This window comes from Rheinheimera sediminis, assembly GCF_004005375.1.
Classification (GTDB): domain Bacteria; phylum Pseudomonadota; class Gammaproteobacteria; order Enterobacterales; family Alteromonadaceae; genus Pararheinheimera.
The window spans coordinates 138,410-161,936 of sequence record NZ_RZUF01000003.1; the positions used below are offsets into that span (position 1 = coordinate 138,410).

Below are 23,527 nucleotides of genomic sequence, written 5' to 3' on the forward strand. Positions count from 1 at the left end.
ATGAAGAAGTTGATGCAAGCCACAGAAAACGGCCAGCGTTATGAATTGTACAGCGCCACTGCGATGCCACAGGCTGCAGCTTTTTTATGGAACAAGGTGATGATGATCCAGCAAAACTGCCGTGGTTATGCCACAGCGCAGTTTATGCAACCAGAACCAGCCAAATATGCCCATGCGCCGAACTTAGAAGCTAAGACGTTTATGCAGCCTGAGCAGCCCTATTATGCTCATCATCCGGGCCGTTTTGTGTATATCAAAGATGAAAACAGTGGTGAAATCTGGTCTGTGCCGTACGAGCCGGTGCGCAAAGAAGCACAAAACTTTGTGTTTTCAGCAGGCCAGTCGGATATCCGCTGGCAGCTCACGCTGGACTCTGGTTTAACGGTGGAATGGTTATTAACCTTAACGCCGGATCAACCGCTGGAGTTATGGCAACTGACGGTGCGCAATGATTCAGCGCAAAGCCGAAGCTTAAGTTTATATCCGTATTTCCCGGTCGGTTATATGTCCTGGATGAACCAATCTGGCCGTTATGATGCGGATTTAAAAGCTATTATCTGCTCATCAGTCACGCCTTATCAAAAGTACCCGGATTACTTTAAAAACAAGTTGTTAAAAGACAAAACCTTCTTATTGGCTGAACGCACACCGGATTTCTGGGAAGTGAATCAGCAGCATTTCGAAGGGCAGGGCGGTTTACATGCGCCTTCTGCAGTGCAACAGCCGTTTTTAGCTTGTGGTGATTCAGATTACGAAACGCCAGCTTGTGTGATGCAATACAGAGTATCTTTAGCCACAGGCCAAACAGAGCAATACCGTTTTGTATTTGGTCCTGCTTATGACAAAGCAGAAGTAGCGCAAATTCGTCAGCAGGTGTTTGGCACGCCAGAGAGCTTCGGCCAGATTCAGCAGGCGTATGCCGCTTATGTAGCTCAGGCTGTGCCTTGCTTAGAAATCGACACGCCGGATCAAGAGCTGAATAACTATGTGAACCACTGGCTGGCGCGTCAGGTGTATTACCACGGCGATGTGAACCGCTTAACCACAGATCCACAAAGCCGTAATTATCTGCAGGATAATATGGGCATGAGCTATCTGGCTCCTGCTGTGGCACGTCAGGCCTTTTTAACGGCTTTATCGCAGCAGCATCTGTCGGGTGAAATGCCGGACGGTATCTTGTTGCACAAAGATGCCGAACTCAAATACATCAATCAGGTGCCTCATACCGATCAATGTGTTTGGTTACCTGTCTGCATCAGTGCTTATCTGGCTGAAACCAATGACTATGCGCTGTTAAGCGAAAAAGTGGCCTATAAAGACTCTGCCGAGCAGCACACTGTGGCTGAACATATCCACCGCGCTATGGCTTGGTTATGGCTGAAAAAAGACCAGCGCTGCTTAAGTTATATAGAGCAGGGCGATTGGTGTGACCCCATGAATATGGTGGGTTACAAAGGCAAAGGGGTGTCGGGTTGGCTCAGCTTAGCTGCAGCTTATGCGCTGAAGGTGTGGGCGCAAATTTGTCGTGATTTAAATTTTGACGAACAAGCCGCTTTGTATCAGCAACAGGCCAGTGAATTTAACGCCGCAGTAAATCAGTATTTATGGGATGGCAACTGGTATGGCCGTGGTATCACAGACGAGAACCTGGTGTTTGGTATCAGCAAAGACACCGAAGGCCGTATTTATTTGAACCCACAAAGCTGGGCTTTATTAAGTGGTGCCGCCGACAGCGAACAACAGCAGCAATTGTTAAAAGCGGTAGAGCAGCAATTGTATACGCCTTATGGCCCACAAATGCTGGCGCCTGCTTATACCTCCATGCGTGAAGACGTGGGCCGTGTTACCCAGAAATACCCAGGTTCAGCAGAAAATGGCTCTGTGTATAACCACGCTGCGGCTTTTTATCTGTTTGCTTTGTATCAGGTGAATCAAGCCGACAAAGCCTATCAGGTATTAAAACAAATGCTGCCATCGGACGACCCACAGGATCAGTTACAACGGGGTCAGCTGCCGGTATTTATTCCAAATTATTACCGTGGCGCTTACCAGACCTTACCACGCACTGCAGGTCGCTCCAGCCAGTTATTTAATACAGGCACTGTGCACTGGGTGTACCGCTGCCTGGTCGAAGGTTTGTTTGGTGTGAAGGGCAACCAACAAGGTTTAACCATAGCGCCGCAACTGCCAGCCAGTTGGAATAAAGCTTCGGTGTTACGTCGTTTCCGTGGCGCAGACTTTCATATCCGTTTTGAACGAGTTGCTGATGTCAAAGCGCCAATACTCTGGTTGGATGCTGTGCAGCAGGACGAGTTAGTGGTGCGTACTATCACGCTAGGCCAAAGTTATCAGTTACTGGTGCAATTACCGGTTACAACCTCAGAGGAAGCAGCATGATCCGTATAGGTTTATTAGGCGCAGCCCGAATTGCCGACCAGGCTATTATTCAGCCCGCCGCAAAGCGTTCTGATGTAGTAATAGCTGCAGTGGCGGCATCGAATCTTGAAAAAGCTCAGACTTTTGCGCAGCAGTTTGGTATAGAGCAGGCATTTGGCAGTTATGACGAGCTCATTACCCGCGATGATATCGATTTAATTTACAACGCTTTACCTCCATCTTTGCATGCAAAGTGGTCAATCAGAGCTGTATTGCATGGTAAACACGTATTGTGTGAGAAGCCTTTTGCGATGGACGTCGCTGAAGCCAAAGATATGGTGGCTACTGCGAAGATCAGTCATCGTTTGCTGATTGAAGGCTACCATTACCGCTTTCATCCGGTCTTTGCTGAAGTAGAGCGGTTAGTAAAGAGTGGCGAGCTTGGCACCATTCACAGAGTGCGCAGCAATTTTTCAGTGCGTATCGCCGAAACTACAGGCTCGTTGCGCCACAACGTGCCTTTAGGCGGTGGCGCTCTAATGGATTTAGGTTGTTACCCTTTGCACTGGTTACGCACTTTATTTGCCAGCACACCAGAGATTTTATGGGCCGACGCCATTTGCCCTAAAGCTCAACTCGACAGCAGCTTCGAGCTTCGCCTGCAGTTTCCAAACGGCCCGCTTTGTTATGTCGGCTGCGCTATGAGCGAACATTTAAGCCGCCACCACGATGCTTCTTTGTATCTTGAAGGTGACAAAGCTCAACTGGAAGTGCTGAACCTGGTCGCACCGCATCAGGGTCACAAATTACGCCTCACCAAAGACGGCGAGGCCCGAGAGTATCAAATTAACGGCGATACCACTTACGACCACCAATTAGCGCATGTAGTCGCCTGTATCAAAGGCGAAACCAAGCCGCTGACAGGTGGCAAGGATGCTATTGATCAGATGCAACTGATTGATGATGCGTATAAAGCTGCGGGGTTGTTGCCGAGGGGGCTTTGTAAGTAGTTTTGGGTTTTACTGCTGAATTTGGGAGCCGCCATCGATGGTGCTTATTCAATCGGCTCTATTTACCTGAATGGGACTATATTCATACTAAGCTATGCTTTTATGGGAATATAGTCCCATTTTCACTTTCCGAATCAGGTGCTAGCTTAGATTGAAATAAACCATAAACAGGACTATATTCCATCTATAGCTCAAATAAAGAGAATATAGTCCCATTTTGGATGGTTTTTATGTCAAAGCGCGATATGCACAGAGTGTTATTTCCTAAGCAGCAGAAAATCCTCGCTACTTTTGGTGAAGACTTGCTGTTAGCGACCAGACGTCGTGGTTTTAATAAACAAACCATCTGTGACAGAACAGGCTTTGATAACAAGACTGTCAGTAAAGTATTTGCCGGTGATCCAGGTGTATCCATAGGGGCCTATCTGAAGGTTATGGCAGTGCTGGGTATGGAAGATAATTTTGCTGAAGTAGCGGCACATGATGAAGTTGGTACCAAACTGCAAAACATCCAGCTGTTGGAGCGCGCACGATGAACCGAACTCTGGTAGAGGTTTATGCAGCATGGATGCCTATAGCAGAGCCTTTACAGATAGGGCAACTGACCTTTGCGGAGACAACCAGAGGCGGCATTTTTAGTTTTACTTACGACAAAAGTTTTCTTAGTTCTAAATATCGTCTGCAAATCGACCCACTGTTAGCGCTGCATAGCGGTGAGCTTTATAACGACTCGCCCGATCAAAACTTTCGTGCCTTTTTAGACTCATCGCCAGACCGTTGGGGGCGTTTGTTAATGCAACGACGTGCTGCGATTGAACATCGTAAGGGCATTCGAGCTTCGGCCAGATTAACAGAGCTGGATTACCTGTTAGGTGTGCATGATTCCTATCGAATGGGTGGGATCCGCTTTAAAACTGCCGGATCGCCAGACTTTCTGGACAATAACGCCGAGTGTGCTGCGCCACCTATTACATCACTCAGAGAGCTTGAATATGCTGCGATGAAAATTGAGCAGGATGACAACATCGACAGTGACGAATACTACCGCTGGTTAAAGATGTTAATTTCTCCAGGTTCATCATTGGGCGGAGCCAGACCCAAAGCTTGTGTGACTGATGCGGATAACAACCTTTGGATAGCTAAATTTCCTAATCAAAACGATAACTTCGACGTTGGGGCTTGGGAAATGTTGTGCCATGAACTTGCGCTAGCCTCTGGCATTGAAATGTTTCCTTGCAGCGTACAGCGCTTTTCCTCCACCCATCATACCTTTCTGACCAAACGTTTTGATCGGGTGGGTGCCCAACGAATTCACTTTTCCTCGGCCATGACGCAGCTGCAATACTATGATGGTGAACATTCAGCAGGAGCAAGCTATCTGGAAATTGCAGAGTTCCTGAGTAACAACGGCGCACAGACTAAAGCAGACCTTGCTCAGTTGTGGCGGCGAATAGTCTTTAATATTGCAGTGTCGAATACCGACGATCACTTACGAAACCACGGTTTTTTACTGACAGAAAAAGGCTGGAAACTTTCTCCGGCTTACGATTTAAACCCAAACCATAACAAACAAGGTTTGCATCTGAACATTACCGACAACTCCAACGCCCTTGATTACCAGCTGGCTTTTGAAGTGAAAGATTTCTTCCGTTTAACGGAGGCTGAAGCTACCGCTATTTATGACGAAGTACTCAGCAAGGTGAAGCATTGGCAAGCTGTGGCAACCAAACTGGGGATCAGCCGTAGTGAGCAAATCACTAAGCAAGGGGCTTTTAATCTTTAGCACCGGATTATTCAGGGCAGTGTTGTTTTGCTTTTGTAGTTAACTGAGAAATAGTACCGAGCGTATCAGGATGAAAACAGGCCGTAACGATCCTTGCCCTTGCGGCAGTGGTAAGAAATACAAACACTGCTGCATCAATGCTGTATCAAAGCAACATGCAGAAGTGTTTGACGAGATAGCGCAAGTTGTGGCGATGAATCCAAACCTGAGTTTGGATGAATTGAATCTGGTGGCTCAGCACAAAATGGCGGAGCGTAACAGCAAGCCTGATGCTGATTTTTGTGGCCTGTCACCCACGCAGATGGAAAACTGGTTGTATGCGCCTTTAAGCGAATTAGCCCTAGTCAAAATCACCACTCCAGCTGATTTATCCGCCAGCCCTGTGATGCGTTATTTGGCTTTGATGCTGGATGAAGCCATAGAACAAGGCGGATCTTTTAAGGCGACTACCAAAGGCAATCTTCCTGCCAAATTAGTAAAGCAAGCCAGTGAGCTGTTGCCAGAATTTGCGGTAGCCCGGTTTGAAACAGACCCCAGTATCAGTGAGTTTTCTGGCAGCAATGAAGATAAATTTAATGCGCTGCATTACAGCCGATTACTGGCTGAACTTGCCGGTATTCTTTATAAAAAAACGGGCAGTTTTTATGTGAAAAAAGCAGCGATAAAACAGTATCAGCAACAGGGCATCCGGGCTTTTTTCCTACCCTTGCTGGAAGCCGCTGTGAAGCACTACAACTGGGCTTATCTGGATGGTTGGAGTGAGCAGGTTAATCTGCAACCCTTCTGGCTTTTTATGTTATGGCGTTTACAAAGCCATGCATCGCTCGAAAAGCTGATTGAGGAAGTGTGTGTCGCATTTCCAGCTCTGCTTCAGCAACTGCCAGATGAGCAGTATTTCTCACCAGAAGAGCAGCTCGGAAAAATGATCGAATCGCGTTTTGTAGTGCGCTTTTTACAATTCTGGGGCTTTGTCACATTAGACCCAAGGCTGTATGTGAATGGGGTGAAAGTGCAAAGGAAAGCGAGCATAGAGCCGCTGTTGAGGCAGAGTTTCAGCTTTTCTATTTAACTTATAGTGCAGCCTTATTGCCGAGGCACTGTGTCGCTGATGGGGAGTTATATACCCAAAGTAATTGGAGTTGCAGCGAGGCGACAAGCCAGTGAGGCCCTAGGAGCATAGTAAACCTATGTGACTGGGGCGAAATGGCGCAGGCAACAAAGCTGCAGCTTCAAGTACGACGGGTATAGTTAGCCTGGCTGTTAAACAAGAGTTGATTGCGTTTGCAAAAAATCTGATACTTCAGATCTCTGGCCCGCCATGGCATTATTAGGCGGGCACAACCATGATAAAGCCGTAGAGCCTGCCGGATAAGGCGCTGCGGCTAGCGAGTTATGAAGTGTTGCGGAACTATCTTAGTCGTGTTGTTATTTTAAGTAGTGTATTGCTGTGTACTTGGCCGCTAGAGGCTTCGGAACATTACAGCGATCATGAGTTATTCTGTTTTAGCCTGCCGAAAAACACCGACTGTTTACTTGAGTTACAGCGCCAATTGCAGCAGCAGCCAACTGGCAGCAAAAGCTGGTACAAGCTTGAGTCTTACCTGCTGGATTATTACTACGACAAAATCGACTTCACCAGCTTAAAGCTACAGGCTGAGATGCTGTTGCAACGTCAGGATGTGCCCTCTGTCGTGCTGGCGCAAGTGTATTTCTACTATGCCAAAACCATGATGCATTTTAACCAACCGGGTCAGGCTGAAGCCTATGGTCTAAAAGCTGCACATCTGGTCACTGAATTGTACAAATCTTTTGGCAATCCACTGAGGTTGGTGGAACTTGCTAATTTACAAAAAGCGCTGGGGCAAAATGAACTTGCAGTTCAAACCTTGTCTGAAGCCGAACACAGGGCTGGCAATAGCCAGGATCCGATATTCTGGTTCGAGTTGAATAGCAATAAGGCTTTGATCTCGGACAGTGCTGAATCTTTTGAAGAATCTTTGCTGTATCGGCAGCGCGCAGTAACAGCTATTTTGCCTACGGCTCACAATCTAAAAATAGTGGTAGCTCTTGGCAATCTGGCCCGTACCGAGCAATTGTTAGGGCGCTATCAAGCCGCTTTAGAACATTACCAGCAGTCACTGGCTTATATGTCCAAAAATACGGACCCGCACAACTGGAGCATTTATCATGTCCGGCTGGCAGAGATTGCCATACAGCTGAGTGATCAAAGACTCTCCAGCCAATATATGCAGCAAATTGATAGCGGACTCTTGGGGCAAACACATCTGGTTGTTTACCAGCAGCTGCAGCAGCAATTGGCGCAGTACCACAAGAAAAAACCAGCTGGGATTTAGCCACAGTTGGTTGTTTAGCTCTCTGAAATCAGACTTAGAAGCTAACTCATAGATCAGAACTACTTGTATGGAGTTAACCACTCATCAAAACCAGTGGTTAATTTTTTAAATGAGATTTTGGGGGTATCTGCTGTTGGTTTTATCGCTCTAAAAGACCAAACCAGATTTTTAATATTCAACAGGTTAATTAAGACATCTGAACCTGAGTAGCAATAGCTATCACGTTCTACGCCATACTTATCGCGCATACTGACGTTTTAGGTCTGCGATAGATTTATGTTCGCTGCTTTTTTTCAAAGACAGTCCTTCGTAACTCAGGCTAACCTTATAATTTTCCAAATTAGGGGAAAATTTAGACTTGCGTTCATCGGTAGTTTTGGTCACTGTTTTTGACATAGATTCCCTGACTCAAGCTGGATTCTAACGTATCAATGCCGAGATTTCCATCTGGAAGCTGTCAAAGCTAAGTTAGTTATATTCATCTAACGCAACAGCCGCCGTTTCAACAGAAAAGGTTTCACTTAGTACAATATCTGAAGCTACCAACTTGATGCTTTTGCTGCTTAGGCGCTTGATTTTATCCTATAAATTGCGGTGCCGACTATGTGCAAGGGGCATCGTTTACAGAGTGCTGAGCAAAGTGTCGTATTTTTGCTTGGGAGTTTGTCGTATTTTTGCTAAGCTGGATGCAACGTATTTTGGAGGTGCCTTGTGCCAAAGTTAAGGTTAAAGCAACAGGTTGAGCAACTAATTAATAGCGCTAAGCAGGATGTCTTTTTGCGCGCTGATTTTGACCAATTGGGTGGCTATGATCAGGTAGGGCGAGCACTTCGGGAGTTAGTTGCTGACGGTAAGCTACTAAAAATTGGTTACGGCTTATATGCCAAAGCCCGGATCAGTAGCATCACGGGTAAACCTATGCTGGCATCTGTTGGTGGTTTTAAGATGGTATCTGAACAAGCCCTGGAGCGATTAGGGGTAGCCTGGCAACCATCAGATGAACTGGTGCGCTACAACAAAGGTGAGACTACTCAGGTTCCTGTGAATGCTAAGGTTATCGTTAAAAAACGTTTTAACCGCAAAATTTCTCTTCGGAATATGCAGCTTCAGGTCGAGCAGCGTTCATGACGCTGCCCGCCCCCGAACTTTTTGCTGAAGTCGCAGATTTTCTCAATATCACAAACCCTGCTATTGTCGAAAAAGATTACTTCCTTATACAACTTCTACGCCTGCTCAGTACCACAGACACCGAGGGATATCAGCTAGTATTTGCTGGTGGTACCTGTTTGGCTAAGGTGTATAAACACACACACCGAATGTCTGAAGACATAGATTTAAAATTAGTGCCTGACGATGCCACAAAGCAATTAAGTAATTCTGCGCAAAGAACACTTAGAAAACGCATCCACCTTAATATTACGAATCAATTACTGGGCAGTGGGCTTTTTACTCAGAGCAAGGATGCTGTTGTCCGAAATGAACGTCGTTTTTTGCAGTTGCTGCTCAATTACCCGAATGCATTCCCTTCCAGCGACGCACTACGGACGCATATTCAATTAGAACTGACAGAGTCTGAGCTATTACAGCCTGCCGCTTACCACTCTGTTAGTTCGCTTTATGCTGATGTGAAAAAGCTGGCACCAGAGGTTGAAAAGTTTGCTTGTGTCTCTCTTGAATCCACCGCTGCTGAAAAACTGATTTCGCTACTACGCAGAACGGCATTAACTACCCGTTATGCAGAGCGCCAAGATGATGATCAGTTAATCCGCCATGCTTACGATCTTTATTAGATCCAAGCCGAGCTTGTAGGCAAAGCAGAATTTAAGCAGTTAATTGACGTGGTGATAGCGACTGATGTTGCTCAGTTTGGCGAACAACACCCTGAGTTCAGAGCAGATCCTGGCAGTGAATTGCTCTTTGGCCTGGCGCAGTTAGAAGAATCCAAATACGCTGAACGTTATAAACGATTTATTGGGCCTCTGGTCACCCACAGCCTGTAGCCTGGAGCGAAGCGCTTAAAACAGTGCAACTGCTAACAAAGCAGCATCTTGGCTGATTGCTGTATTAAGTTGTCTTTACTCATGTGGATAAGGACAAAAATAGAATCATTGCCTCTAAATTTAATCGACATAAGGACATAAATTTAGCTAATAAGGACATTTCTTAGTGGTTTGTCTCTATGTCCTTTTGGATAAGGACACTTGAGCCAAGGTGCTGGAGATGAAGTAAAACATTTTGCGATGGACTGGCAGAAAGGGTCTTTGCTTGAGCTAAGAACAAGCAAAGACTTTAATCAGTTTTATGAGTAGGCTTTGTGTAATTGATTGATTTTATTCAATATTCTGTATTTGTTCCCGCATCTGTTCGATTAAAACCTTCAGCTCCACCGCTGTATTGGTGATCTCGGTTGAGATGGCTTTAGAGGACAAGGTGTTCGCTTCGCGGTTGAATTCCTGCATCATAAAATCGAGGCGGCGGCCTATGGCTCCGCCTTGTTTTAGGCTGTGGCGGGTTTCTTTGATATGAGCGTCTAAACGGTCTAGCTCTTCTGCCACGTCAGATTTCTGGGCTAAAAAGGCCATTTCCTGCTCGAGGCGGTTTTGGTCCAGTTCGGCTTTTACTTCCTGCAGACGATTCAACATTTTGTCGCGTTGCCATTGCAGGGCTTGCGGTAAATGGGTGCGTAAGGTGCTGACATGAATGGAGATTTGATCCAGACGGTCGCGGATCATTTGCTCTATGGCGACGCCTTCACGGCCACGGCCTGCAACGAAGTCGACTAAGGCGGCGTCAAAAGCGGCCATCAGTTCGGCTTGTAAGCTGTCGATGTCTTCTTCCTGAGTTTCCATCACGCCAGGCCAGCGCAAAATATCAACCACGTTAAGCTGGGCTTTGCCGCTTTGCTCGGCTAATACGCTTGCGCTTTGCATCAGTTGTTTGGCCAAAGCTTCGTTAATTTTTAACTCACCAGCAGTGTTTGATGCGCTGTATTTCAGGTTGATTTCCAGTTTGCCGCGGTGCAGTTTCTGCCGCAGTTTGTCGCGTAATAAACCTTCTAAGCAACGAAACTGTTCTGGCAGGCGGAAATAGCTTTCCAGATAACGTTGGTTAACGGAGCGGATTTCCCAAACGGCATTGCCCCAGCTGGCACGAATTTCGTGGCGGGCATAAGCGGTCATACTGTGGATCATAAGTGGGTCCTGAAAACAAAATAAAACCGAGTATACCCGTCTTAATTGAAGCTGCAACTTTGTTGACTGAAACTGGTTATAGAATGGCCGTTAGCCAGAGTTCAAACGCCTTGCCGCATTTACTTAGCGTATAGATGGCACAGCAAGGGTGAAATCCCTATAATGAAGCACTTTTAATATCAGGTTGAGGCTTCACCATGCGTCCTAGCGGCAGAACAGCGAGTCAAATTCGTCCTATTACTTTCACCCGTCAATTTACGGCTCATGCTGAAGGTTCAGTATTGGTTGAGTTTGGTAACACCAAAGTTATTTGTACTGCCAGCGTGATTGAAGGTGTGCCACGTTTTATGAAAGGCCAGGGCAAAGGCTGGATCACAGCTGAATATGGCATGTTGCCACGTGCAACTCATACCCGTAACGACCGTGAAGCGGCTCGTGGTAAGCAGGGTGGCCGTACTATGGAAATTCAGCGCCTGATTGGCCGCGCTTTGCGTACTGCTGTGGATTTAAAGCTGTTGGGTGAAAACACTATTACTATCGACTGTGATGTGATCCAGGCCGATGGTGGCACCCGCACTGCCTCTATTACCGGTGCTTGTGTGGCTTTAGTGGATGCGCTGAATTTTATGCGCGCTAAAGGCATGATCAAAACCAACCCTTTGAATTTTATGGTCGCTGCAGTTTCTGTGGGTGTTTATAAAGGCACAGCAGTTGCCGATTTAGACTACGCCGAAGATTCAAACGCTGAAACCGATATGAATATCGTTATGACTGAAACCGGCAAAATCATCGAAATTCAGGGCACGGCTGAAGAAGCGCCATTTAGCTTTGAAGAAATGCAGCAGATGATGGAATTAGGCAAACACGCCATCCGCGAAATTATCGACGAACAAAAACGCGTTTTAGCTTAAGTTTTGCTTAAAGTTTTGAGGTCACACTAAGTTATGAAACAGTTTCAAAAAGACTTTATTGAATTTGCCTTGTCGCGTCAGGTCCTGAAGTTTGGCAGTTTTACGCTGAAATCCGGCCGTACCAGCCCGTACTTTTTTAACGCAGGTTTATTTAATACAGGCGGTGATTTAGCCCGTTTAGGCCGGTTTTATGCCGCCGCTTTAGAAGATGCTGGCGTTGAGTTTGACCTGCTGTTTGGCCCTGCCTACAAAGGTATTCCTATAGCTACTACTACAGCTGTGGCTTTGTTTGATCAGTACGGTAAAGACGTGCCTTATTGCTTTAACCGCAAAGAAGCGAAAACCCATGGTGAGGGCGGCAACTTAGTAGGTTCGCCTTTACAGGGTAAAGTGATGCTGGTGGATGATGTGATCACAGCCGGTACTGCGATTCGTGAATCGATGCAGTTGATTCAGGCGCAGGGTGCCAGCTTAAGTGGTGTGCTGATTGCGCTTGATCGTCAGGAAAAAGGCCAGGGCGAACTTTCAGCTATTCAGGAAGTCGAACGCGACTTTAGTACTCAAGTGGTTTCTATCATTTGTTTAAACGACTTGATTAACTACCTGCAAGGCAAACCTGAGCTGGCGCAGTATTTAGACGCTGTGTCTGCGTATCGTGCCCAGTATGGTGTGAGTTAGGGTTTTAACCATGTTTTAGACCCAAGTAATTGGAGTTGCAGGGAGGCGACAAGTCAGCGAGACCCCAGGAGCATAGTCAACCTATGTGACTGGGGCGAGAGGGCGTAGTCAACAAAGCTGCAGCTTCAAGTACGACGGGTATAATAAGGACAAGGAATGAGCAAGCCAAACGGCACAGGTTTTGGGCGTATTATTAAAGCTGCAGATTGTAGCCGTAAAGGTTTTACTGCAGCTTGGGTGAACGAAGCCGCCTTTCGTCAGGAAGCCGGGCTTACTTTAGCTGCTATTCCTTTTGCTTGGTATTTAGCTGCTGATTTTGGTCACTTTGCTATTTTGATGGGCGTGTGGTTACTGGTGATTATTGTTGAGTTATTAAACTCGGCCATTGAAGCCTTAACCGACCGGGTTAGTTTAGAACGGCACGAATTATCAGGCCGGGCTAAAGATATGGGCTCAGCTGCTGTGACTTCGGCTTTAGTCTTTGTTGCGCTCGTATGGGCAGCAGCTATCTGGCAAAAGTTTGGCTAAATGTGCCGGGGTCAGGCCTTGAATGTTGAATCAAATTCAACATTCAAGGCCTGACCCCGTTGACCCGTAGTTTTAAACCGCAAACAAGGTTTTCTGCAGTAAAGCCCATTGGTTAGGCCATTGAGCTGTTGGCAAACGGGCAAAACCTGAACGGACAAACTGCTGCATTTTGCCTTCACAAATCCCTAGCAACAGGTTGGCTAAATCACCTTCATCCACGCTAAAACTTTTGCCTTCACGTAACTTACGTTCGCGTAAACATTGTTTTAACTGAGTCTCCAGCTTTTCATACAAGGCGCTGATGCGTTCCTGCAAACGTTCCTGTTCGCCCTGTAAGGCATCACCAGTCAGAATGCGGCAGATGCCGGGGTTACGTTCGGCGAAGATCAGTAACAGCTGCATAATGAGTTCTATGCGCTGCTCGGTTTGTTTGTGCTCCTGCACTATCGCATTAATGCGCGACAACAAGGTGTCTTCAATAAAGTCGATTAAACCTTCAAACATCCGGGCCTTGCTAGGGAAATGCCGGTACAAAGCTGCTTCGGATACACCCACCTGAGCCGCCAAAGCAGCCGTGGTGATACGCTGACCCGCATGGCTTTGCAGCATTGCGGCCAGAGCCTGCAAAATATCTTCTTTGCGGTTGGGACGTTTTGTCGTTGCCATGGAAATCCTTGTCACTGCCTACCCGAATGGCCAAATCCACCTTCGCCTCGGTCTGAAGCGTCAAAATCTGAAACAATAGTAAATTCTGCCTGTACCACAGGCATAAACACTAGTTGCGCAATACGATCGCCCGGCTGGATAGTGAAATGTTCCTGAGAACGGTTCCACATAGATACCATTAACTGGCCCTGATAATCCGAGTCGATTAAACCCACTAAATTACCCAGCACTATGCCGTGTTTATGACCTAAACCAGAGCGCGGCAGTATAGTGGCGCATAAATTAGCATCACCAATGTGAATAGCCAAACCTGTTGGAATCAGCGTGGTTTGGCCCGGAGCCAGTTGTACTTCTGCATCCAGACAAGCCCGTAAATCTAAACCAGCGCTGCCCGGTGTGGCATAAGCCGGTAATGGGAATTCAGTGCCGATACGTGGGTCGAGAATTTTTAAATCAATGGCTTTTTTCATGCAGATAACGCTCGTTAATCAATAAAAGAAGTTGCTGCGCCAGCTCTGTTTTGGCTTGTAAGCCAAACTGCTGTTCGCCGTCTGCCCAAAACACGCTGAGGGCATTATGTTCGCTATTAAAGCCTTGGCCAGTTACAGATACGTCATTGGCGCAAATCAGATCCAGTTTTTTCTTCGCCAGTTTCTGCCGGGCATAATTGGCGACATCCTGAGTTTCAGCGGCAAAACCTACGGTAAAAGGACGTTGTGACGTTAATGCGGCTACAGCGGCAATAATGTCGCGGTTTTTCACTAGAGTCAGGCTGGTGCTGTCGTCGCTGGTCTTTTTCAGCTTCTGAGCCGCTACCTGCGCTACTTTATAATCTGCTACAGCGGCGCAGCCAATAAAGATGCTTGCGCTGGTCGCCTGCTCTAATGCGACCTGATACATCTGATCTGCCGTGACTACATCAATACGTTTTACCTGGTCAGGAGTCTTAAGCTGCACTGGGCCTGCAATTAAAGTCACGTCCGCACCTAAGCGCGCAGCGGCATCAGCCAAAGCGAAACCCATCTTGCCCGAACTGTGATTGGAGATATAACGCACAGGATCGATCGGTTCACGGGTAGGGCCAGCGGTAATCACCAGTGACACGCCAGTTAAAGGCTGAACTCGCGGCGCAAAATGCTCCAGTACTAAATCCACCAGCTGCAAAGGTTCTAACATCCGGCCCATGCCGACATCACCACAGGCTTGTTCGCCTGCTGCTGGGCCCCATATGTAAAAATTACGTGTATTTAATGTATCTATGTTGTGTTTTGTGGCTATATTTTTATACATCTGCTGATTCATTGCAGGAGCCACTGCTACAGGTGCATCTGTGGCCAGCACACAAGTGCTTAACAAATCGTTAGCGAGGCCATGAGCTAAGCGGGCAATTAAATCAGCCGAAGCAGGGGCTATCAGTAATAAATCGGCCCATTTTGCCAGCTCAATATGACCCATAGCGGCTTCGGCAGCAGGGTCGAGCAAGCTGTTGGCCACCGGATGACCGGATAAGGCCTGCAAAGTTAAAGGCGTAATAAATTCGCGCGCTGCGTCGGTTTGAATCACCCGTACTTCAGCGCCACGTTCTTTCAGACGGCGAATTAAGTCGGCACTTTTGTAAGCGGCAATACCGCCGCTAATGCCTAATAAAATGCGTTTTCCTGCCAGTAATAGTGCCATGTCTGTCGCAGCAAAAAAGTAGTTAAGTTGGCGTTAAGATAACACGGAAAGATAAAGGAAAACAAAAACTCAAGGAGGCGAAGATGAGTATCAAAAGCTGGCCTGAGGGTGAAAGGCCAAGAGAAAAACTGCTGGCGCATGGCGCAGAGCATTTATCAGACGGCGAATTGTTGGCTATTTTTTTACGCACTGGTGTGGCTGGTATGGATGCGGTGGAATTGTCCCGTACTTTGTTGCATCAGTTTGGTGGGCTTCGACCTTTGTTAGCAGCCAGTCAGGCTGATTTTTGCAAAGGTCATGGTTTAGGGCAAGCAAAATATGTGCAATTACAAGCGGTTATGGAGTTAAGTAAGCGCTACCTGGTGCAAAGCATGCAGCGTGATACTGTGTTCACTGAGCCCGCTTTGGTGAAGCGCTATTTACAGCAAAGTTTAGCATCGCAAAAACGTGAAGTTTTTATGTTGTTGTATTTAGACAGCCAACACCGGCTCATTTGCGCCGAACCGTTATTTTTCGGCACTATTGATGCCAGTCCTGTGTATCCGCGTATTGTAGTTCAGAGTGCTTTAGCGCATAATGCCGCCGCCGTTATTTTGGCTCACAATCATCCATCCGGAGTTGCAGAGCCGAGCCGTGCCGATCGGGTTATAACGGAACGCCTGACTCAAGCCATGTCTCTGGTTGACATTAAGTTGCTGGATCATTTTGTGGTAGGTGATGCAGAGGTTATTTCCTTTGCCGAACGCGGCTGGCTATAAAGGTCTGAAGTTTGGATGTGCAAACGATCGCCTGAACCGTACAGATTTGCTTGAATTTGATCAGGCTTTCGTGTATAAATTGCGCCCTTTCAGAAATCCGGGGCATTCTTCTTGGCCAGAAGGATGAACGAAGCTCGAGCTGAAGTAATTTTGGAGAAACATTGACATGTCTAGAGTGTGCCAAATCACTGGTAAGGGTCCGATGGTAGGTAACCGTCGTTCACACGCCAACAACGCAACTAAGCGCCGTTTCCTGCCTAACCTGCAAACTCACCGTTTCTGGGTTGAAAGCGAAAACCGTTTTGTGACTTTACGTATCTCCACTCGTGGTATGCGTATTATCGACAAAAATGGCATCGATACTGTTTTAGCCGATCTGCGTGCTAAAGGTCAGAAGGTTTAAGGAATTAAATTATGCGCGATAAAATTCGTTTAGTTTCTTCTGCTGGTACTGGCTTCTTCTATACAACTACGAAGAACAAACGCACCATGCCAGAAAAAATGGAAATCAAAAAGTTCGATCCTAAAGTGCGTAAGCACGTGATTTTCAAAGAAGCGAAAATCAAGTAATTGAACTTAAAAAACCCGACGCAAGTCGGGTTTTTTATAAGCTATAAAGTACTGCATATCCGCGTCATAACTTTGCCTATCTATATCTTCTTCGCTTTCTTCTGGTTGTTCCGCCTGTCTCTGGTTTACACTGCTGTTTTTCTTCTATCCCGGTTTTTATCTTTATGATCCGTTTAAGTCAAAAAGGCTGGAATAACGTCATGATTTATACAGTGGTGATTTTAGTCGCCCTGTTTATTGGTTTACCTGAATACTTAAAACAAGGGCGGAATGAACCTCAGCCTCAACTGATTTCTGTAAACCAGACACTACTGGCTCTGCATTTTCCGCAGCATCAGATTGAGCGGGCAGGGCCTAATTGGCGTTCACAGCCTGCTGTACTGACAGAAGAGCAATTAACTATGTTACTGCAGCATTGGCAACAAACGACTTTGCCAGAACAATCTCCATTGAATCCAATTAATCCAGTGCTTGTGACCGAAGTGTTTGTCTGGCTGACGGGTAAACCCGCTCAGCAGCAATGGCAGTTGTATCAGGCCGGTGAGTATGATTGGCTAAAAGCTGTAGATGCTGATTTGTGGTACCGCTTGCCACAAGGCCAGGCCGATTTGTTGTTTCCAGCCGTTTTACGTTGAGGGTGCTATGCCAGAATTACCAGAAGTAGAAGTCTCCCGTTTAGGTATCAGCCCGCATTTACAGCAACAACGTATCGAAAAAGTCGTAGTACGGCAACGTCAGTTGCGTTGGCTAATACCTGATGAAGTACTGCAGATTAACCAGCAGCCAGTGCTTGATGTGACAAGAAGGGCTAAATACCTGTTAATTCATTTACCAGAAGGCGAGCTAATTATCCACTTGGGCATGTCAGGTCATTTGAAAGTTGTGCCCCAAAGTACAGCTGCTGGCAAACATGACCATGTCGATATTTATTTAAGTAATGGCCTGATGCTGCGGTTAAACGACACCCGGCGTTTTGGTGCCGTGCTGTGGCAAACAAAGGACAGCGTGCATACACTGATGACGAACTTAGGCCCTGAGCCTTTGCTGGGGGATTTCCACGGGGCTATGTTGCTGGCGGCTTGTCAAAAACGCAGCAGTGCGATCAAACTGGTGCTGATGGACAATCATGTGGTGGTGGGGGTAGGGAACATCTATGCCAATGAAGCTTTGTTTCAGGCGGGTATCTATCCAAAAATGCCTGCTAATCAATTGACCGCAGAAAAAGCTGAATTGCTGGTGCAGGTGGTGAAACAAATTTTGGCCAAGGCTATTACTCAAGGTGGCACTACCTTAAAAGACTTTAGCCAAACCGATGGTAAACCGGGCTATTTTGCTCAGCAATTGCTGGTTTATGGCCGGGGTGGTGAAGAGTGTTTCAGCTGTCAGACTGAATTAAAAGAAATACGTTTAGGTCAGCGCAGCACAGTGTATTGCCCACAATGTCAGGGCGAACACTAGAGCGTGTTGACGTTTAAGGGTTATTTTTGCAGCAACAGGCGCTAAAAACTCTGTTTGGCCAATATGCGCCATTCGACGCCTGATAAATCATCGTCGCCACCATAGGCTTTGGTGAGATCGATATGGATCATGGTGCCACGACTGCTGTGACTGGACAGTAGTCGTATACCTGCGCCTATGCCATATAACGTCTGATCGCCTGAACTGCCCGGTAAATCGGGGTTATCACCCCAGGTGCGGCCAACATCGGCAAAGGTGGCGTAACCTACGTCAAAAATTTGCGCTATGGATAAACTGCTGTAGTAACGGTATTCCATAGTCGCCAGAGCCAGACGCTCACCAGTTTGGTAATACAATGGAAAAGCTCGTAAGCCGGTATCGCCACCTAAACTGAGACGCTCATCGCGGAATAAGTCATTGCCGTATTGGTAGGTTAACTGACCTACCAGACTATGCTGTGGATCCAATTTATGGACCCACATTAAATGACTTTTCAGCAATGTTTGGCTTAGGTCTGCCTGTTCCAGCTGACTGACCGACGCAGAAGTCAGTAAGTAATCATCTGTGGTCAGCTCTGTCGCTTTATAGGCGGATGTTTTTACCTGCCAGCCGTGCTCGTCTGCGCCCAACACTGGCGTCAGATAGGCGAGTTTCACATCAGCCTGCCAACCCAGGTTAATATCTTCAACTCTGTTAAACTGGTATATGTTAAACATCTGGCGATAGTTGGCCTGCAGATACTGCCACGCCAGCCAAAGTTGTGATAAGTCGCGTTTTAGTGGTGTGCCAAAGAAGGTATCGGGTGTCTGTTTGAACTGGACTGCATTGTGGGTTGCACCCATAAAGACCCGTTGCACCCAGTCTTTTTCAGACTGCAGTTTTAAACCAGCCTGGATTTCAAAGTAATTCTGTTGTTTTTGAAATTCATTAACTTCGTCACCTAACAGGTATTCGTTAATGTTCTGGCTGTCATGATCCAAAGTTAAGGCAAAAGACCAGGGCGCGTGCAGACGATAAAACGGCTTTTCTATTGCGATGAGATAAGATTCACCATCTGACTTGTCGGCATAGCGTGTATTTAAACCCCAGTGACTGCCAAACATATTCGGCGAACGGAAGTTGAGCAGGTAACTGGTGCGTTCACTGTCGTGTTCATAATCCAGATTCACCTGATTACCAGTACCAAACAGGTTATCTTCAGCCAAGCCAAAAGTAGAACGACTTTCTCCACCTTCACGGCTTAAGGACACCTTTGGTAAAAGCGACCAATTATCCCAGGTGCTTACTGTAACTATCACTTGTTGGTCCGGACACTGGTGAGTCACTCTCACTTCTACTTTGCGTAAATAGCGCCTGGTTCTGAGTAAACGTTCAGTTTCTGCCAAACTTTCGGCATCTAGTGGTTCACCAATTTTAAATAAGATATCTTCCTGCAGCGTCGCTTCGGTTGTGATTATGTGGGAGCGGTTGGCGAAGCGATGAAACCAGTAGGTGTTAGGTTGCTCTAAATCAAAGACGTCGTTACGGACAAAGTCTATTCGGACTATGGTTTTACCTTGGTAGGTGTGAAAATCTGTCGTCTGAGTCACAGCTTTGCACATATCAGACGCTTGGGCAGTATTGCTTAACAACAAAAAAAGCACGAAAGCTACTGTTTGTGGGGATAAAAAAATATGGCTGTACATCTTCAGCATCGACAACACTACAACATCCATTTCTGTTGATTGAGTTTCATCATGACACAATTTTTCGCAAGAGGAAGGAGAAAAGACTGAGAACTTATAGTGTTCCCAGTCTAACTATCGAGAATAAACTCAGTGTGACGCCGCTTTGATGGCTTCTATCTGACTTTCAGACAAACGAATGGCACTGCCTGGGTAAGGTCTTCCCATAGGATAATCCCATGCTTTGGGACGGGTTTCAGCAACCACTTCTTTGAAGGCATTGCAGACTTTTTTAGACGGAGTGTTGCCAAGCTTTTTAGCATAAGCAGTTAACATTCTGCTGTCGACCCCTTCATTAGCCAGTACACAATAGCCTTCTGTTGAATACAGGACCTCTTCTTCAGCTACTGAAGCAGAGGCGGTTCCCAAGCAAAACAATACAACACAAATTTTATTTATAGTTTTCATATGAGTCCTTGATTTAACTACACTTACCAAATAGTGGCTAAGCCAATTTAACTCTAGGATAGTTTCAGCGCTTTGCCAATTCATCCTTAGCTTTCGTCATTTTTTAATCCTTTCAAGAGCGCCGCCGATTCTCTGCTCAATTTGATATCACGTTGTGGGAAGGGGATTTCTATGCCTTTTTGCTCAAAAGCTATTTTGATTTCTTCTAGCAACGATGTGCGTAGCTCACGATAATTTTCCATTCTGGTCCAGACTGAAAACTGCAAATCGAGTGAAGAATCAGCGAAACTTAAAAACTGAAAAAGCGGGTTGGGCTCATCCAGACTCAGTGGGTTTTGTTCTGCAACCTGCATGAGCACCTGCCGGACTTGATGGACGTTTTCTTTGTAGCCTACGCCAATTTTTATATCTAACCGACGGATAGGAAACCGGGTCAGGTTAGTGACTTCCGTTTTTATCAGACTCTCATTTGGGATCCGTACAAAAAGGTTATCGAAGGTACGCAATTTAATGGATAGCAGGTCTATCGACAATATTTCGCCTGTAGTGTTACCTACCTGAATGGTGTCGCCAATCTGAAAAGGCCGCTCACCAATTAGAAACAAACCACTGATCAGGTTCGATACCGAAGTTTGAGAAGCAAAACCTATAGCGACGGATAAAACACCGGCAGCACCCAAGAGTACACCTAAATTAAAACCAAGCTGTTTTAAACCGCTGGCAATAAACAAGGCTAATACCAGCCAGTACACCAGACGGCGGCTTAAACTAGCGTGATGCGGACTAAACCTTTTTAAACAAATTTTATAAGTGGCGCGTGCCATCAAACTTGCTGCTAAAAAACCAACTGTAAATAGCAAGGCAGCCTGGAGCAAAGAGAAAAACTTGTCGGAATCTAAGTAGTTCAACACTAAATCAATCATAAAGACCCTCTGCTTGCTGCATGAGCAAACAAATCACTAAAAGCTCTGAACAGGCCATGTTTTTCCATGTATAAACGGGGTTTGGCCAAGCGTTCAGCGCCATCTGAACCCGCAGGCATTTGTTTACTGATATGCAATTCACTCAGTTCAGCTTCATCCTGATGATCCAAAATCACCTGATCTGTCCACAAGCTGCCATCGGCAAGTCCATATAAAGATAAATAAGGCACAGGTAAACTAAGTTTTTCAATACTCATCATCTGGCTGGAGTTGTTCTTGACCATGACAGGAGTCACTGCTTTATGCACTCGTTTTGGCAGTTCTTCCTTGCTATGCCTTGCCTGAGTTTTATCAGCATAACAAAGCTCACCTGTTTGTGTGTTTGGGCCAAACCAAGTATCGGATAAGCGTTGTGTTTGGATCTCTTGCAGCAGCAGATTGGGTTGTTGCAACTCAATACGAATACTGACTGGGCTGCTGATATAAAAAGTAACCTGCTCACCGGGTGGTACATACACAGGCTGGTGAGTTTTCACTACCACAGGCCGGTCAGCCAGCAGAGGTCTGAGGCAAAACTGCAGGGGCTCATGTTGAAATACAAAACGGCTGGGTTGATGATCCTGTGGCCACTGGCTGAGCTGTTGTAATTCAACATGCTGATGTTCACTTTGAGGTACTCGCTCTGTTGCAAGCCACCATTCACCTGTTTTGCGTTGCAAAACTATATGTAAGGGCCCAAGCAATATTTTACAGCTTTGTTCATTCAGCAGCGTCTGGGGTTGCCACCAGAGCGCCTGATTTTCAGCAAACATGCATAGTCCTTTGGATAAACAACTTTACGCAGAATTAATCGCGTACAGATGACAGCTATTAAGTTGAGGTTAAGGGGGTACAGGAGTAAAATAATGCTTGTTTTTTACCGTATCAGCAATGAGTACGTCTGATATTCCTACCCATTTGTAAAGGAGAGTGCCGTTTTTATGGACCTTCCCAGTCACAGGCCTGGCCTGACATTGAACGTAGTCCTTTAGTTTTGCTGTAGACCGCTGGTATGTCCTGACCTTGCGACTACGGCCTGTAGTTCGAGGTGAACACATGGAATCTTTAGCTTTAATCCATACATTACGTGCTGCTCTTGAGAGCGACGATTTATCTGTGTTGTCTGTGCGTTTGGCTGATACTCATGCCGCTGATTTAGCCGGTGCTCTGGCGGAGTTTTCCATAGAGCATTTGTGGCAGCTGTTAAGCTGTTTTCCGTTAAGCACCCAAGCGGACGTATTCAGTTATTTACCTGAAGAGCAGCAGGTAGAGCTGGCCCATAATGTCAGCCGGCAGGATTTTATGCTCGTGATCCGGCAGATGTCGTCGGATGAACGCGCCGACTTATTTAACCAGTTGTCTGATGCACAAAAACAAGCTTTGTTACCCGCCTTGGCTCAGGCCGAGCGCGATGATGTACTAAGTTTATCGGCCTATTCTGAAGGCACAGCAGGTGCCATTATGAGCTCAGATTACGCCATGTTGTCGCCAGACCTAACTGCTGCTCAAGCCATTGAAGTGCTTCGTAACGAAGCGCCGGATAAAGAAACCATTTACTTGTCGTACGTGGTGGATCAGGACCGCACTTTAATAGGCGCTTTGTCGTTACGTGAATTAATTCTGGCACCTACTTATGCGCTGGTTGATGATGTGATGAAACATGATCCTATTCATGTCAAAGTCGATACGGCGCAGGAAGAAGTGGCCACGCTTGTGGCTAAATATGACTTAATAGCTATTCCGGTGGTCAATGCGCAAGGTCAGTTAGTGGGTATTGTCACCCACGATGACGCAATGGACGTAGCGGCTGCCGAAGCCACTGAAGACTTTCACAAAACTGCCACTATAGGCAAGCTGGAAGGTAGCGTCAAAGATGCCAAAATCAGTTTGTTATACCGTAAACGTGTAGTCTGGCTAGTGGTGCTGGTGTTTGGCAATATCTTCTCAGGTGCAGGTTTAGCCGCCTTTGAGCAGATTATTTCTGAACATATAGCCCTGTTGTTTTTCCTGCCATTATTGATTGCCAGTAGCGGTAACGCCGGAGCTCAGGCCGGTACTCTGATGGTGCGGGCTTTGGCCACAGGGGATATTAAATTAAGGCACTGGGGCAAGATGCTGGGCAAAGAAGTGCTGGTGGCTGGTTTATTAGGTATGACCATGGCTATTGCTGTCTACGCGTTGGGCTACTGGCGTGGCGGGCTGGACATAGCGCTGGTGGTGGCTGCCACCATGCTGATTGTGGTGCTGGTGGGCAGTTTAGTTGGCTTGTCTTTACCCTTTTTACTCAGCCGTTTTGGTATGGACCCTGCAACCGCCAGCGGACCTCTTATTACGTCCATCGCCGATGTAGCTGGTGTCGTAATTTATTTCTCTATTGCCAGCTGGTATTTACCTGCTTTGGTTTAATTCATAAGCCAGATCTGTATAAAGTTACAGATCTGGCAATTGCCTGTCTGAAAAAAAGCCGATACAC

At 46.5% G+C, this 23,527-nt stretch carries 26 protein-coding genes; 18 read left to right on the forward strand and 8 right to left on the reverse strand.

The window, feature by feature from the left end:
• From EMM73_RS02775 to EMM73_RS19970, 9 genes are all read left to right on the forward strand, one after another.
• Complete coding sequence (locus EMM73_RS02775) at nt 1–2,397, forward strand: GH36-type glycosyl hydrolase domain-containing protein (protein ID WP_127684933.1); 2,397 nt, start codon at nt 1–3, stop codon at nt 2,395–2,397.
• The gene (locus EMM73_RS02780) at nt 2,394–3,386 is read left to right on the forward strand and encodes a Gfo/Idh/MocA family protein (RefSeq protein WP_127684934.1); all 993 of its coding nucleotides are present in this window, start codon (nt 2,394–2,396) and stop codon (nt 3,384–3,386) included. Before EMM73_RS02775 ends, EMM73_RS02780 begins: the two co-directional genes overlap by 4 nt.
• Before the next feature lie 230 nt (nt 3,387–3,616).
• Nucleotides 3,617–3,922 (forward strand): transcriptional regulator, encoded by a 306-nt coding sequence (locus EMM73_RS02785; RefSeq protein WP_186435101.1) that lies wholly within the window; start codon nt 3,617–3,619, stop codon nt 3,920–3,922.
• Nucleotides 3,919–5,169: a type II toxin-antitoxin system HipA family toxin gene (locus tag EMM73_RS02790; RefSeq protein WP_127684936.1), complete on the forward strand. Its 1,251-nt coding sequence runs from the start codon at nt 3,919–3,921 to the stop codon at nt 5,167–5,169. The genes EMM73_RS02785 and EMM73_RS02790 overlap by 4 nt, the downstream gene beginning before the upstream one ends.
• 70 nt (nt 5,170–5,239) lie before the next feature.
• Nucleotides 5,240–6,238 carry a YecA family protein gene (locus EMM73_RS02795; protein WP_127684937.1) on the forward strand — a complete coding sequence of 333 codons (999 nt, stop codon included), beginning with the start codon at nt 5,240–5,242 and terminating at the stop codon, nt 6,236–6,238.
• A 328-nt stretch (nt 6,239–6,566) separates the two neighbouring features.
• A complete protein-coding gene (locus tag EMM73_RS02800; protein ID WP_127684938.1) occupies nt 6,567–7,523 on the forward strand; it encodes a tetratricopeptide repeat protein in 957 nt (318 codons plus the stop codon).
• A 711-nt stretch (nt 7,524–8,234) separates the two neighbouring features.
• Nucleotides 8,235–8,651, forward strand: coding sequence for a conjugal transfer protein (locus EMM73_RS02810; protein WP_127684939.1), 417 nt, complete (start codon nt 8,235–8,237; stop codon nt 8,649–8,651).
• Complete coding sequence (locus EMM73_RS02815; RefSeq protein WP_127684940.1) at nt 8,648–9,313, forward strand: nucleotidyl transferase AbiEii/AbiGii toxin family protein; 666 nt, start codon at nt 8,648–8,650, stop codon at nt 9,311–9,313. The genes EMM73_RS02810 and EMM73_RS02815 overlap by 4 nt, the downstream gene beginning before the upstream one ends.
• 48 nt (nt 9,314–9,361) lie before the next feature.
• Nucleotides 9,362–9,523: a hypothetical protein gene (locus EMM73_RS19970; protein ID WP_186435102.1), complete on the forward strand. Its 162-nt coding sequence runs from the start codon at nt 9,362–9,364 to the stop codon at nt 9,521–9,523.
• A gap of 330 nt (nt 9,524–9,853) precedes the next feature.
• Here EMM73_RS19970 and EMM73_RS02820 read toward each other — a convergent pair whose 3' ends face one another.
• Entirely contained in the window at nt 9,854–10,714 is an 861-nt protein-coding gene (locus EMM73_RS02820; RefSeq protein WP_127684941.1) for a YicC/YloC family endoribonuclease, read from the reverse strand.
• Nucleotides 10,715–10,911: 197 nt separating this feature from the next.
• Here EMM73_RS02820 and rph point away from each other — a divergent pair, with 197 nt between their 5' ends.
• From rph to EMM73_RS02835, 3 genes are all read left to right on the forward strand, one after another.
• Nucleotides 10,912–11,625 (forward strand): ribonuclease PH, encoded by a 714-nt coding sequence (rph, locus tag EMM73_RS02825; RefSeq protein ID WP_127019779.1) that lies wholly within the window; start codon nt 10,912–10,914, stop codon nt 11,623–11,625.
• Nucleotides 11,626–11,658: 33 nt separating this feature from the next.
• Nucleotides 11,659–12,303, forward strand: coding sequence for an orotate phosphoribosyltransferase (pyrE, locus tag EMM73_RS02830; RefSeq protein ID WP_127684942.1), 645 nt, complete (start codon nt 11,659–11,661; stop codon nt 12,301–12,303).
• 156 nt (nt 12,304–12,459) lie between these two features.
• Nucleotides 12,460–12,831, forward strand: a complete 372-nt coding sequence (locus EMM73_RS02835; RefSeq protein WP_127684943.1) for a diacylglycerol kinase — start codon at nt 12,460–12,462, stop codon at nt 12,829–12,831.
• Nucleotides 12,832–12,903: 72 nt separating this feature from the next.
• Here EMM73_RS02835 and slmA read toward each other — a convergent pair whose 3' ends face one another.
• From slmA to coaBC, 3 genes are read right to left on the reverse strand one after another with little or no spacing between them, the layout of a single operon-like run.
• Nucleotides 12,904–13,497: a nucleoid occlusion factor SlmA gene (gene slmA / locus EMM73_RS02840; RefSeq protein ID WP_127684944.1), complete on the reverse strand. Its 594-nt coding sequence runs from the start codon at nt 13,495–13,497 to the stop codon at nt 12,904–12,906.
• 11 nt (nt 13,498–13,508) lie between these two features.
• Entirely contained in the window at nt 13,509–13,967 is a 459-nt protein-coding gene (gene dut, locus EMM73_RS02845; RefSeq protein ID WP_127684945.1) for a dUTP diphosphatase, read from the reverse strand.
• Nucleotides 13,951–15,174, reverse strand: a complete 1,224-nt coding sequence (coaBC, locus tag EMM73_RS02850; RefSeq protein WP_127684946.1) for a bifunctional phosphopantothenoylcysteine decarboxylase/phosphopantothenate--cysteine ligase CoaBC — start codon at nt 15,172–15,174, stop codon at nt 13,951–13,953. Before coaBC ends, dut begins: the two co-directional genes overlap by 17 nt.
• Nucleotides 15,175–15,257: 83 nt before the next feature.
• Here coaBC and radC point away from each other — a divergent pair, with 83 nt between their 5' ends.
• The 5 genes from radC to mutM all read left to right on the forward strand — a co-directional run bounded on the left by radC (nt 15,258) and on the right by mutM (nt 17,960).
• Entirely contained in the window at nt 15,258–15,932 is a 675-nt protein-coding gene (gene radC, locus EMM73_RS02855; protein ID WP_127684947.1) for a RadC family protein, read from the forward strand.
• A 166-nt stretch (nt 15,933–16,098) separates the two neighbouring features.
• A complete protein-coding gene (gene rpmB, locus EMM73_RS02860; RefSeq protein ID WP_008899984.1) occupies nt 16,099–16,335 on the forward strand; it encodes a 50S ribosomal protein L28 in 237 nt (78 codons plus the stop codon).
• Nucleotides 16,336–16,346: 11 nt separating this feature from the next.
• Nucleotides 16,347–16,502: a 50S ribosomal protein L33 gene (gene rpmG / locus EMM73_RS02865; RefSeq protein WP_008219722.1), complete on the forward strand. Its 156-nt coding sequence runs from the start codon at nt 16,347–16,349 to the stop codon at nt 16,500–16,502.
• A 164-nt stretch (nt 16,503–16,666) separates the two neighbouring features.
• A complete protein-coding gene (locus tag EMM73_RS02870; protein WP_127684948.1) occupies nt 16,667–17,137 on the forward strand; it encodes a hypothetical protein in 471 nt (156 codons plus the stop codon).
• A gap of 7 nt (nt 17,138–17,144) precedes the next feature.
• Complete coding sequence (mutM, locus tag EMM73_RS02875; RefSeq protein ID WP_127684949.1) at nt 17,145–17,960, forward strand: bifunctional DNA-formamidopyrimidine glycosylase/DNA-(apurinic or apyrimidinic site) lyase; 816 nt, start codon at nt 17,145–17,147, stop codon at nt 17,958–17,960.
• Between the two features lie 41 nt (nt 17,961–18,001).
• Here the strand turns inward: mutM and EMM73_RS02880 are convergent, their stop codons facing one another.
• From EMM73_RS02880 to EMM73_RS02895, 4 genes are all read right to left on the reverse strand, one after another.
• Entirely contained in the window at nt 18,002–19,561 is a 1,560-nt protein-coding gene (locus EMM73_RS02880; protein WP_186435103.1) for a BamA/TamA family outer membrane protein, read from the reverse strand.
• 213 nt (nt 19,562–19,774) lie between these two features.
• Nucleotides 19,775–20,092, reverse strand: coding sequence for a hypothetical protein (locus tag EMM73_RS02885; RefSeq protein ID WP_127684951.1), 318 nt, complete (start codon nt 20,090–20,092; stop codon nt 19,775–19,777).
• 86 nt (nt 20,093–20,178) lie between these two features.
• Nucleotides 20,179–21,015, reverse strand: a complete 837-nt coding sequence (locus tag EMM73_RS02890) for a mechanosensitive ion channel family protein (RefSeq protein ID WP_127684952.1) — start codon at nt 21,013–21,015, stop codon at nt 20,179–20,181.
• The gene (locus EMM73_RS02895; RefSeq protein ID WP_127684953.1) at nt 21,012–21,827 is read right to left on the reverse strand and encodes a DUF432 domain-containing protein; all 816 of its coding nucleotides are present in this window, start codon (nt 21,825–21,827) and stop codon (nt 21,012–21,014) included. Before EMM73_RS02895 ends, EMM73_RS02890 begins: the two co-directional genes overlap by 4 nt.
• 283 nt (nt 21,828–22,110) lie before the next feature.
• Here EMM73_RS02895 and mgtE point away from each other — a divergent pair, with 283 nt between their 5' ends.
• Nucleotides 22,111–23,460, forward strand: a complete 1,350-nt coding sequence (mgtE, locus tag EMM73_RS02900; protein WP_127684954.1) for a magnesium transporter — start codon at nt 22,111–22,113, stop codon at nt 23,458–23,460.
• The last annotated feature ends 67 nt before the right edge of the window (nt 23,461–23,527 follow it).

Coding starts and splice junctions, on each gene's coding strand:
- mgtE (WP_127684954.1), top strand. CDS start 22,111: ATGGAATCTTTAGCTTTAATCCATACATTACGTGCTGCTCTTGAGAGC.
- EMM73_RS02785 (WP_186435101.1), top strand. CDS start 3,617: ATGTCAAAGCGCGATATGCACAGAGTGTTATTTCCTAAGCAGCAGAAA.
- rpmB (WP_008899984.1), top strand. CDS start 16,099: ATGTCTAGAGTGTGCCAAATCACTGGTAAGGGTCCGATGGTAGGTAAC.
- EMM73_RS02820 (WP_127684941.1), bottom strand. CDS start 10,714: ATGATCCACAGTATGACCGCTTATGCCCGCCACGAAATTCGTGCCAGC.
- EMM73_RS02870 (WP_127684948.1), top strand. CDS start 16,667: ATGATCCGTTTAAGTCAAAAAGGCTGGAATAACGTCATGATTTATACA.
- dut (WP_127684945.1), bottom strand. CDS start 13,967: ATGAAAAAAGCCATTGATTTAAAAATTCTCGACCCACGTATCGGCACT.
- EMM73_RS02795 (WP_127684937.1), top strand. CDS start 5,240: ATGAAAACAGGCCGTAACGATCCTTGCCCTTGCGGCAGTGGTAAGAAA.
- EMM73_RS02885 (WP_127684951.1), bottom strand. CDS start 20,092: ATGAAAACTATAAATAAAATTTGTGTTGTATTGTTTTGCTTGGGAACC.
- pyrE (WP_127684942.1), top strand. CDS start 11,659: ATGAAACAGTTTCAAAAAGACTTTATTGAATTTGCCTTGTCGCGTCAG.
- rpmG (WP_008219722.1), top strand. CDS start 16,347: ATGCGCGATAAAATTCGTTTAGTTTCTTCTGCTGGTACTGGCTTCTTC.
- rph (WP_127019779.1), top strand. CDS start 10,912: ATGCGTCCTAGCGGCAGAACAGCGAGTCAAATTCGTCCTATTACTTTC.
- EMM73_RS02835 (WP_127684943.1), top strand. CDS start 12,460: ATGAGCAAGCCAAACGGCACAGGTTTTGGGCGTATTATTAAAGCTGCA.
- EMM73_RS02815 (WP_127684940.1), top strand. CDS start 8,648: ATGACGCTGCCCGCCCCCGAACTTTTTGCTGAAGTCGCAGATTTTCTC.
- EMM73_RS02775 (WP_127684933.1), top strand. CDS start 1: ATGAAGAAGTTGATGCAAGCCACAGAAAACGGCCAGCGTTATGAATTG.
- EMM73_RS02780 (WP_127684934.1), top strand. CDS start 2,394: ATGATCCGTATAGGTTTATTAGGCGCAGCCCGAATTGCCGACCAGGCT.
- EMM73_RS02790 (WP_127684936.1), top strand. CDS start 3,919: ATGAACCGAACTCTGGTAGAGGTTTATGCAGCATGGATGCCTATAGCA.
- EMM73_RS02880 (WP_186435103.1), bottom strand. CDS start 19,561: ATGTGCAAAGCTGTGACTCAGACGACAGATTTTCACACCTACCAAGGT.
- radC (WP_127684947.1), top strand. CDS start 15,258: ATGAGTATCAAAAGCTGGCCTGAGGGTGAAAGGCCAAGAGAAAAACTG.
- slmA (WP_127684944.1), bottom strand. CDS start 13,497: ATGGCAACGACAAAACGTCCCAACCGCAAAGAAGATATTTTGCAGGCT.
- coaBC (WP_127684946.1), bottom strand. CDS start 15,174: ATGGCACTATTACTGGCAGGAAAACGCATTTTATTAGGCATTAGCGGC.
- EMM73_RS02890 (WP_127684952.1), bottom strand. CDS start 21,015: ATGATTGATTTAGTGTTGAACTACTTAGATTCCGACAAGTTTTTCTCT.
- EMM73_RS02895 (WP_127684953.1), bottom strand. CDS start 21,827: ATGTTTGCTGAAAATCAGGCGCTCTGGTGGCAACCCCAGACGCTGCTG.
- mutM (WP_127684949.1), top strand. CDS start 17,145: ATGCCAGAATTACCAGAAGTAGAAGTCTCCCGTTTAGGTATCAGCCCG.